Origin of the sequence: Methyloceanibacter marginalis (genome assembly GCF_001723295.1) — a bacterium.
In the GTDB taxonomy this organism is placed as follows: Bacteria; Pseudomonadota; Alphaproteobacteria; order Rhizobiales; family Methyloligellaceae; genus Methyloceanibacter; species Methyloceanibacter marginalis.
Window position 1 is genome coordinate 1 of the sequence record NZ_LPWD01000431.1, and the last position, 10,003, is coordinate 10,003.

Annotated in this window: 5 protein-coding genes and 5 pseudogenes; 1 reads left to right on the plus strand and 9 read right to left on the minus strand. The window is 67.9% G+C overall.

Going from position 1 to position 10,003, the window contains the following annotated elements:
- Positions 1-166 (minus strand): cobalamin biosynthesis protein (locus AUC71_RS22870; protein ID WP_193427053.1); only part of this gene is annotated, 166 nt, incomplete at its 3' end.
- A gap of 16 nt (positions 167-182) precedes the next feature.
- Positions 183-1,408: pseudogene (gene cbiE, locus AUC71_RS15010) on the minus strand (precorrin-6y C5,15-methyltransferase (decarboxylating) subunit CbiE).
- Positions 1,409-1,427: 19 nt separating this feature from the next.
- Between cbiE and AUC71_RS15015 the strand changes: the two are divergent.
- A complete protein-coding gene (locus AUC71_RS15015) occupies positions 1,428-2,189 on the plus strand; it encodes a cobalt-precorrin-6A reductase (RefSeq protein ID WP_069624891.1) in 762 nt (253 codons plus the stop codon).
- On the opposite strand, the pseudogene AUC71_RS15020 reads toward AUC71_RS15015, so the two are convergent.
- The 7 genes and pseudogenes from AUC71_RS15020 to AUC71_RS21530 all read right to left on the minus strand — a co-directional run.
- Positions 2,153-2,954: pseudogene (locus tag AUC71_RS15020) on the minus strand (precorrin-3B C(17)-methyltransferase). The gene AUC71_RS15015 and the pseudogene AUC71_RS15020 overlap by 37 nt on opposite strands.
- Positions 2,911-3,633 (minus strand): annotated as a pseudogene (locus AUC71_RS15025) (precorrin-2 C(20)-methyltransferase). Before AUC71_RS15025 ends, AUC71_RS15020 begins: the two co-directional pseudogenes overlap by 44 nt.
- Positions 3,630-4,261, minus strand: a pseudogene (locus AUC71_RS15030) (precorrin-8X methylmutase). Before AUC71_RS15030 ends, AUC71_RS15025 begins: the two co-directional pseudogenes overlap by 4 nt.
- A complete protein-coding gene (gene cobG, locus AUC71_RS15035) occupies positions 4,254-5,501 on the minus strand; it encodes a precorrin-3B synthase (protein ID WP_083238459.1) in 1,248 nt (415 codons plus the stop codon). Before cobG ends, AUC71_RS15030 begins: the two are co-directional and overlap by 8 nt.
- Entirely contained in the window at positions 5,498-8,824 is a 3,327-nt protein-coding gene (cobN, locus tag AUC71_RS15040) for a cobaltochelatase subunit CobN (RefSeq protein ID WP_069624893.1), read from the minus strand. The genes cobG and cobN overlap by 4 nt, the downstream gene beginning before the upstream one ends.
- 6 nt (positions 8,825-8,830) lie before the next feature.
- On the minus strand, positions 8,831-9,865 hold the full coding sequence (cobW, locus tag AUC71_RS15045; protein WP_069624894.1) for a cobalamin biosynthesis protein CobW: 1,035 nt from the start codon (positions 9,863-9,865) through the stop codon (positions 8,831-8,833).
- Positions 9,866-9,988: pseudogene (locus tag AUC71_RS21530) on the minus strand (DUF1636 family protein); the annotation flags it as partial.
- Between the last annotated feature and the right edge of the window lie 15 nt (positions 9,989-10,003).

A 10,003-nucleotide genomic window follows, 5' to 3' on the forward strand; every position in this document is an offset into this window, starting at 1 on the left:
GAAGGAGGCTCGAGCCCCCGTCCGCAACGGCCTCGATGATGCCCGGCTCGCTGCCTTTGCCGTCGGAGGTGGCGATGGCGCCGAGCGCCTCGTGCGGTTGGCCCGCTTCGGCCAACGCGGCATCGATGGCGGCGTCGATTTCGAGTGCGTGGTGCCCTTGCGGCAGCCGATCCCTGCGACGATCATGATTTCTCCCAAATCCATTGCGTTACGGGCATGGCGGAACGCCAGCCTGTTTTGGTGCCGACACGGTCGGCCCGCGATACGGCGATGCGCGTGAGCGTGCCGCCGCGCGTGGCGTGCTGCGCGATCAGTTCTGATTCGGTTTCCAGTGTCACGGCGTTGGCGACCAGACGTCCGCCGGACCTTAGAGTTCCGATGCACGTCTCTAACACACCATCCGCGCTTGCCCCGCCGCCGAGAAAGATCGCATCGGGGGCGTCGAGCCCCGCCAGAGCTTCGGGCGCCGACCCTTCGACGACAGAGAGATCGGGCACGCCGAAGGCCGCCGCATTGCGGCAGATGCGAGCGGCCGCGGTCGCGCGCGCCTCGATGGCGCCGGCACGCAACGAAGGATCGGCGAGCATCCACTCGATGGCCACGGAGCCGGAACCCGCGCCGACATCCCACAAAAGTTCGCCGCGCTTTGGTGCCAGCGCGGATAACGTTACGGCCCGTATCTCGCGTTTGGTGATCTGCCCGTCGTGTTCGAACAGATCGTCCGCGAGGCCCGGCGTATAGGCCAGAATGCGCGCGCCCGGATCGGCAGCCACGTCGATGGCCACGGTGTTGAGCGCGGCAATGCCTGTCAAATCGAACCAACCTGCGCGCGCGGTGCGTGCCCGTTCGTGGGTGCCGCCGAGCGCTTCGAGCACAGTGACCTGCGATTGCCCGAACCCGAGATCGGCCAGGAGTTGCGCCAGCGCAGCCGGCCCGTCCGCGTCGGAGGTCAACGCCAGGATTCGCGCGCCGGAATGGAGATGCGGGCGGATGCGGTCGAGCACGCGGCCATGCACCGACAGCAGAATTGTCTCGGGAATCGCCCAGCCCATGCGGGCAGCGGCGAGACTGAAGGCAGACGGTGCCGGGATCACCCAAGTTTCGTCCGGCGAAACGTGCGCCGCAATGGTCGAGCCGACTCCATAGAAGAAGGGATCCCCCGAAGCGAGCACGCACACTTGGCGTCCGCGCATGCCGATCACCTCGCCGACCGCGAGCGAGAAGGGCGACGGCCATTGCTTGGCTTGGCCGCGGATCAACGGGGCGGCGAGGGCCAGATGCCGGGCGCCGCCGAACACGATCTCGGCGTTTGCGAGGGCGCGCGCGCGCCCGCGCTCAACCCGTTGATTCCGTCCTCGCCGATCCCGACGATGGACAGCCACCGGCGCGATGGGGCAGGGTCCGGCATGATCGGTTCAGAGCGCCCCATGAAGATACTCGTTCTCGGCGGCACGGCGGAAGCCCGCGTTCTGGCCGGCAAGCTTGCCGACCGGAAGGACATCGACGTCACGCTGTCGCTCGCGGGACGAACCGCCAAGCCGCGCGCACAAGGCGTGCCGACGCGCATCGGCGGCTTCGGCGGCGTGCAGGGTCTCACGGCGTATCTGCGCGACGAGCGGGTCGACGCCCTGATCGACGCCACGCACCCTTATGCCGATACGATCTCCGCCAATGCCGTGCGCGCGGCCGACCAAGCCGGAGTGCCCGTCCTGGCGTTGCGTCGCGCGCCTTGGGAGAGGACGCCGGGCGATCAATGGATCGAGGTCGGCAGTGTGCCTGAGGCCGTTGCCGCGCTGGGGGCTGTAACACGCCGTGTCTTTCTCGCCCTGGGCCGCAACGAGATCGACGGCTTCGCTATGGCGCCACAGCACACCTACCTTGTGCGCAGCGTCGATCCCGTCGATCCGCCGCTTTCCGTGCCGCACGCCATCTACCTCACCGCCCGTGGCCCGTTCAGCGAAGCGGTCGACCGCGCGCTGCTGGAGCGCCATCGCATCGATGTGATCGTTGCCAAGAACAGCGGTGGAGACGCGAGCTACGGCAAGATCGCCGCGGCGCGCGCGTTGCATCTGCCGGTCGTCATGCTGGAGCGCCCCGCGATGGCGGACACCGCCTCGGTCGAGACCGTCGAAGAGGTATTCGCGTGGCTCGATCATGCCGTCACCTTGGCGGCGACGCGCGGCGTGTAAACGAGCGGCTGCTTGCCGTCGCGCGTTATCATGCGCGTTTCCGGTGAGCCGACGATGACGAGCGTGGCCATGTCTGCCTCCACCTCGCCAGCCTTGTCCAGAGTTGTCACGGTCACGGCCTCATCCGGACGGCCGACCGCACGCCCGAACACGACAAGCGTCTTCGCGGGGAGCTGGCGTGCGAGTCGCATGAAGGCGTGGCCGAGCTGCCAGGGCCGCGCCTGGAGATTGGATTGTACAGCGCGATGACGAACTCAGCGTGGCCGCGCGCGTCGAGCCGCCGCTCGATCAGATCCCACGGCTTGAGATTGTCCGATAGCGAGATGGCGCAGAAATCGTGGCCAAGCGGCGCACCCGCCCGCGCGCCACTGCGAGCATGGCGGTAATGCCGGGCACCACGACGAGGTCGAGCGCGCGCCACACCTCTGGCCCCGCCTCGATCTCGCCGCACACGGCGGCGGCCATGGCGAACACGCCTGGATCGCCGCCGGACACCATGGCGACGGTCGCGCCCGCTGCTGCTGCGCTTAGAGCCTCTCGCGCCCGCTCGCCTTCGACCCGGTTGTCAGACGCGTGACGCGTCTGCCCCTCACGCAGGGGCACCCGGTCGAGATAAGGCCCGTAGCCGTAAAGCGCGTTCGCGGCCGCTAGTGCCGCGCGCGCTTCCGGCGTGAGGTAGCGGTCGTCGCCCGGGCCGAGGCCGACGATGGTGAGCGTCCGCTCATGCGCGCTCCTCCCAGCCGGGCACCAACACGATGGCGAAATAGGGTGCGGTCATATCGAGTTTGTCGGTGAGCTTCATCACCGCCGCGTTGGTCATGGTGCCGCGCTCTACATAGATGGCGCGGTCGAGACAACCGGCGCGTTCGCAGGCGCGGCGGATCTTGGGCAGGTGCCGGCCGATCTTCATCACCACGGCGGCATTCGCGTCCGCCAAGCGGCGCTCAAGCTCGTATTCCGGGAGCGTGCCAGGCAGCACCGTGAACACGTCTCGCCTTGGGTCATCGGCGCACCGACCGACGACCAGCAACCGGACATGCCGGTCACGCCGGCGACAACTTCGGTGGGGTAGCGGGTGCTCAAGCGCACATGGAGGTGCATGTACGAGCCGTAGAACAGGGGATCGCCTTCCGACAGAATGGCGACGGTGCGCCCGTCATCGAGATAGGATGCCACGGCGGCGGCGGAGATATCGTAGAAGGCGCGGATCGCGTCGCGATAGCCGGCATGCTCCTTTGGGATCTCCGTGGTCACGGGATAGAGCAGCGGCAGCTCCTCGGCGCGTTGAGATGGCCAGCGACGATCTTGCGTGCATTACTGACATTCCCTTCCTTAGCGAAATAAGGCCACCACGTCCGCCTGCTTGAGGGCACCAAGACGCCTTGAGCGTAAGGAGCTCCGGATCGCCGGGTCCGACGCCCACGCCGATGAGACGGCCGGTCATATGCCCTCCTTGGCGAGCGCGTTGATCGCCGCCGCCGTCATGGCGCTGCCGCCCATGCGTCCGCGCACAACGAGCCAGGGCACGCCGTGCGGATTCGCCGCGAGCGCGTCCTTCGACTCCGCCGCGCCGACAAAGCCACGGGGATGCCGAGCACCGCGGCGGGCTTGGGCGCGCCGCCGCTGAGCATCTCCAAGAGATGGAACAAGGCTGTGGGCGCGTTGCCGACGGCCACAACGGCGCCCGCGAGCCGGTCGCGCCACAGTTCCAGCGCCGCGGCCGAGCGCGTGGTACCGAGCGTCTCCGCAAGACCCGGGACGCGCTCGTCTCCAAGCGTGCAGATCACCTCGTTGTCGGCGGGCAGCCGCGCGCGCGTGACGCCATGCGCCACCATCTGCGCATCGCAGAAGATCGGCGCGCCGTCCTGCAAGGCGGCGCGCGCCGAGGATACGATGTCGGGCGAGAAGTCGACGAAAGCTGCAGCATCCACGCGTCCGCAGGCGTGGATCATGCGCACGGCGATCTCCGCCTGCTCGGGCGTGAAGCGCGACAAATCCGCTTCATCGCGGATGATGGCGAAGGAGCGCTCGTAAATCGCAGCACCGTCGCGGATGTAATCTTGCTTAAGCATCGGCGCTCTCCCGTGACGCCAAGCGCACGGCTTCGGTCACAACACGTTCCTCCGTGAAGTAAGAGCCAGGCTCGCCGCGCGCCGTGCCGTCTTGAACAAGGCCGCAGCCTTGCGCCGTGCCGATAATGGTGAGTGGCGCGGCACCCGGGTTCGCGCAACCCTTGGCGCAGCCGGAGACATGCACGGCCATGCCGCCCTGAGGCAGCCGCGCCGCGATCGCGGCGGCCAGCGCGCGGGCCGGGATCAGGCCTGAGGTACAAGCAGGCGCGCCGGCGCACGCCACGACGCGGCGCCTTGCATCACGCGCATCCACGATGAAGCCGAGCGTGTCGGCGGCGGTGCCGAGCGCGAAGGCGGTCATCTCGCCCACGGGTCCGAGCAGCAACGTGCGCTGCGGCGCGGTCGCGACCCATGACGCCCCATTGGCCCGCGCGACACGCAGCAGCGCGACGATGTCGAGGGCGTGTGACTGACCGAATGGCAGCGCCACACCGATGGCGCAACGGCCGTCCTTGAGCCGATGCAATCCGATGGTCTCGGCGGGTCGAGGCATGGGATCATACGAAGCCTGTTCGACGAGGTCGGATGCGGTGGCACAAAACGGCGCAATCCCTCGGCGTGCGAGCACGTGCGCGGCGCGCGTCTCCGGTCCCTGCTCGGCGATAACCCCGAGCAGGGCGCAAACGATCATCGCCGCGTCTTGCGGCGCGACGAAGCCAATCGGCGCGGCAGACACGGCATCGCCGCCGAGTGACACATGCAGCTTTGTGGTGCTGTCGCGGGCAACCGCCCGCAAGCGGATATCGGCGGCGATAGCGTCGAGAGGAATTTGCCCCCCCGCATCGATACTCACGGAGACTTTCGGCGCGAGGCGTGAGATTCCGTGCCGTGACCGCGCCGCGGATCTCCGCGGCGGTCGCCGCGCGTCGATCAACGCGGCGGGATCGCCCGGCAGCGGGCTCACAAGGATCGGCACCCCCTCGCACATCGCGATGTCGAGCCCTTCGACCGAAGCGGCAAAGAGCGGTACGGAGACCGGCGACAGCCCGCGCACCTGTACGCTGCCGCGCGCGGTCACCTCCATGAGCCCGTTGCCATGAATCTGTGCGGCGGCGCAAAGCCCGGCGAAGGCGTCGATGGTCATGGGTCCCGACGGCACGATGCGCGTCAAGAGACCGTCACCGGTTTCCATCGGTGCGGCCAAGCGCGGACAGGCGCCGCGGACAAAGGCGCTGCTCATAAGGCCGCCTCCGTCTCGCGTCTCAGCGCAGCAGTGCCGAGATCGTTTCGCCGGGGATGCCACAAACCTTTGGCGCGGGCCGCCTCGAGCCGCTCGGCGATGGCCCGCGCGGCGTCCGGGTTTTCGCGCATCAGAAAGTCGCGCACCGTCTCATCGGCGAGATAGGCGCTGTGCACCGCGTCGAACAGCGCGCTTGATACCGCGCCCGTGGTCTCGGCGAAGTCCACAAGCCGGTCCACGGTCTCGGCCAGCTCCGCTGCGCCGCGGGCGCCGTGACGGATCATGCCTTCGATGAATTTCGGGCTGGTCGCGCGCCCGCGCACGATACGCGCCAGCGCCTGATCGAGGGGCCGGGCCCGCGGCCGTTCCGGGTTGGTTACATCCAGCATGACGAGGTCGGGCATAGCGCCAAGGATGCGCGCGGCCGCGGCGAACCCGCCCACATGAGCCACGTCCTCGGCGCCTTCGAGAATGTCGCGGCTTGGATCGTCGCTGAGGTGAAGGAGCAAATCGGCCTTGGCCACCCGGTCGGCGAAGGCGCCCGGTTGCAACGTGCCGAGACCCTCCGCGCCTCCATAGACATGCGAGGTGGCGGCGAGATAGGCCGTGCCGAGCGTCTCATCCGGCGTATCGCGTCCGAGCAAATCTTCGATACCGGCGCCGTAGGCGCCCGGCGCGTTGCCGAAGATGCGCGCGAGCGGCGTAGTCGGCGCGCGTGCGGCCGCTGCCAGCGGGTTCTCTTCGTCGTCCTCGTCGCGCGCGGCCACGAGCTTTACGGCCGCGTCGATCAGCGCGATTTGCGCCGGGAACAGATCGCGGAACAGCCCGGAGATGCGCCAAGTCACGTCCACGCGCGGGCGCCCCATGACCGCGGGCGGCATGACCTCCATGCCGGTGACGCGGCCCGTGGCCGGGTCCCAAATCGGGCGGCAACCCATCAGCGACAGCCCTTGAGCGATCTCCTCGCCCCCTGTGCGCAAGGTCGCACTGCCCCACAGATCGATGACCAGCGCGCGCGGCATCTCGCCATGCGCCTGCATGTATGCGCGGATCACCTCATCGGCGGCGCGGCCCCCAAGCTCCATGGCGGTGGGCGTCGGCAGCACGCGCGGGTCGGCGGTGAAGAGATTGCGGCCCGTGGGCAATACATCGCGACGACCTCTCGACGGCGCCCCGGCTGGCCCGGGCTTTACCCGCTTGCCGTCGACCGCGCGGTCGAGCAGCGCGTCGCGCTCGGCGTCGGCGCAAGCCAGCCACGCCGGATCTTCGGTGTGCGGCGGCCGCCCATAGATGTGCAGTCCGTCTTTGACGGCGAAGTCCTTGAGGTCGCAGAGCCAAGCGTCGATCTTGCGCAGGGCGTCCTGATCGCACTCGCCGGCTTCGATGCCGGCCTCACGTGCGAGGCCGGACTCCTGCGCCTTGTCCACAATCAGCTTGGCGAGCCGCTCGCGGCGGCGCCGATCCAATCCGTCGGCGATGGCGTATTCGTCCACGAGCTGTTCCAACTCCAGCGCGGGGCCTGACATCTCGGTCCCGGTCAGCGGCGGCGGCAAATGGCCGATGGTCACGGCCGCCACGCGGCGCTTGGCTTGTGCCGCCTCGCCCGGATTGGAGACTATAAACGGATACACCACCGGCAGCGCGCCCACGACCGCTTCCGGGAAGCACGACGCCGTCAGCGCCACTGCGTTGCCCGGCAGCCATTCCAGCGTGCCGTGCGCGCCGAGATGCAGCAGGGCGTGTGCGCGCTTCTCATGCTGGAGCCAAAGGCCGAAAGCGAGCAGCGCATGGCGCGGCGGCAAGGTTGGATCGTGATAATCGGCGCGACGGTCATGAGTGCTGCCACGGTCCGGCGGCAGCGCCACGACGACATTGCCGAATTGCGCCGCACGAAAGCGGAAGGCGCCGTCGCGGAAATCGGGATCGCTGTCCGGCACGCCCCAGGCCGCCTCGATCGCATCGGCGATCGCGCCGGGAAGCTGGCCAAGCAAGGCCTCATAGTCTGCGCGTGAGAGAACGAGCTCGTCAGCGCCGGGCTCGAGGCGGTCGAGCAGCGCCGGGGAATCCGCAGGCTCATGATCGACCATGTAGCCCGCGTCACGGAGGTCATCGAGGAGTGCCAATACGCTTGCAGGCACATCGAGACCGACTGCATAGCCAGTGCGTCCGCCGGCGGCGGGATAGTCGGGCAACACCACGGCGATGCGCCGTTCCTCGCGCGGTGTCCGCTGAAGCTTCACGAACGCGGCGATCTTGTCGGCGACCGCATCGATGCGGTCCGGCTCGGGTCTGCTGGCGAACGCCACGAAGCCGAGCGCGTCGTCCTTCGGCAATGCGTCCTTGAAGCCGAGCGCGCCGGTAAGCACACGCCCGTCGAGCTCCGGCAACACCACATGCATGGCGAGATCCGCCGGACCGAGCCCGCGCGGGTTCTCCACCCAAGCGTCGCGGCGCGTCGTAGCGATGACAGCTTGCAACACCGGCGCTTCAAGCCCCTCGAACACGCCGTCGCCCGCGGCGAATGCGGTCGTGGCGACCACGACGGCAGGCGAAAGCGCAGCGAACGCGTTCCGCACGAATTCACCTGCTTCTTTGTCCTTCAAGCTCGGGACAAAGAGCGGTGCCGGGGCCAACCCGCGCGCGGCCAGCGCTGCGCACAAACCGTCGATAGGCCCCGTATCGGCTGCGAGCACCGCCGCGCGATAGAAAAGAATAGGCACCACGGGCGCGTCCGGCGTGAGTGCAGCTTGAACCGTGTCCAAAGGCAGAGCGCCTTGCCCCGGCATATAGCCCGCCATGCGTGGCACGCTCTGCGGCGCTGGCACGTCCAGGCGAGCCCCGGCATGAGCCGCCAGACAGCGCAGCAAGCCTTGCAGGTTCGTGATGCCGCCTTCACGGAAATAGGCGAGCAAGTTCCGCAAATCTTCGGGCGCTAGCGTCGAGGCCTCGAACAGCCGGGGATCATCGCGGTCCTCGCCGGGCAACACGGCAAGCGCGATGCCGCGCGCACGCGCCATCTCGGACAGCGACTCGACCCCGTAGCGCCACCAATCGAGACCGCCGAGCAGCCGCACGAGGATCACCTTGGCGTGCTGCGCCACACTGTCGATCCATAGATCGATGGACATGGGATGACGCAGGTCACGGAGATGCGCGAGCCGTACGCTCGTCAGTGCGCCGCGCTCTTGGCCGTAAGCCGTCGCGAGTCCGGCAAGATCGCTGTCGGCAAACGACAAGACCACGATGTCGCCCGGCGTTTGGCCGAGGTCGACAGGCTCGACGATGTCGTCGAGGGTCGTGGCGCTTGTCTGCAATAGGTGCATGAGCAGTTACCCGGCTAGCGACTTGGTCACGGCCTCGCGGTCGAGGCCCTTGAGGCCAATCACGACGACGCTACCCTTGCGGTCTTCCAAGGTGCCCCAAGGCCGGTCGTAATAATGGCTGACCCGCGGGCCAACCGCTTGAATGAGCAGCCGCATGGGCTTGCCTGTAACGGCGGCGAAGCCTTTCACGCGAAGGATGTTGTGCGCCTCGGCGAGTTCGGCGATGCGCTCGGCGATAGCCGCCGGGTCGTTGACCTCCGAAAGCGGCACCACGAAACTATCGAAATCGTCGTGGTCGTGATCCTCTTCCGCATCGTGATGGGTCAAGCGGTTGCCGATGTCGTTCTCGGTCCCCACGCCGAGCCCGAGCAGCGCGACGGGGTCCACCTTGCCGTCCGCCACGGTGACGATGCCGACCGCGCGCGGCAGCGCACCGGTCACGGCCTTCATGGCCCGCTCAAGACCGTCTTTGTCCAATAAGTCACGTTTGTTCAGCACGACAAGATCGGCGCAAGCAATCTGGTCCTCGAAGACCTCCTCGATGGGGTCGTCATGGTCGAGCGCGTCATCCGCGGCGCGTTGCGCGGAAAGCGCTTCAAGATCGGCGGAAACTTGCCCGTCAGCCAGCGCTGCACCGTCCACCACGGCCACGACGCCATCCACGGTCACGCGGCTCCTGATCGCCGGCCAATGGAACGCCTGCACCAACGGCTTAGGCAAGGCGAGGCCGGAAGTTTCAATTACGATGTGATCGACCGGGGGTTCCATGGCGAGGATCTGGTCGAGCGCGGGCACGAACTCATCCGCCACTGTGCAGCACAAGCAGCCGTTGGCGAGTTCGACGATATTCTCTTCCGGACAGGAAGCGTCGCCGCAGCCCTTCAAGATCTCGCCGTCGATGCCGACATCGCCGAACTCGTTGACGATCACCGCGAGCCGCCGTCCGTTGGCGTTGGCGAGCACATGACGGATCAGCGTCGTCTTGCCGGAGCCGAGAAAGCCCGTGACGATGGTGCAGGGGATGCGGGCAAGCGACGTCATCTAGTCTCCTTCCGTGAAATCGCGCGGCGGCACGCGGGCGATGAGCCCCTTCTTCAGGATATCGGGCCGGCCCCGCCAGGGCAGCACGCCGTCCTCGGCCCGGGCCAGAAGCCGGGCGCTCGATCAACGCCTCGGCGT

Coding starts and splice junctions, on each gene's coding strand:
- AUC71_RS15015 (WP_069624891.1), top strand. CDS start 1,428: ATGAAGATACTCGTTCTCGGCGGCACGGCGGAAGCCCGCGTTCTGGCC.
- cobG (WP_083238459.1), bottom strand. CDS start 5,501: ATGAGCAGCGCCTTTGTCCGCGGCGCCTGTCCGCGCTTGGCCGCACCG.
- cobN (WP_069624893.1), bottom strand. CDS start 8,824: ATGCACCTATTGCAGACAAGCGCCACGACCCTCGACGACATCGTCGAG.
- cobW (WP_069624894.1), bottom strand. CDS start 9,865: ATGACGTCGCTTGCCCGCATCCCCTGCACCATCGTCACGGGCTTTCTC.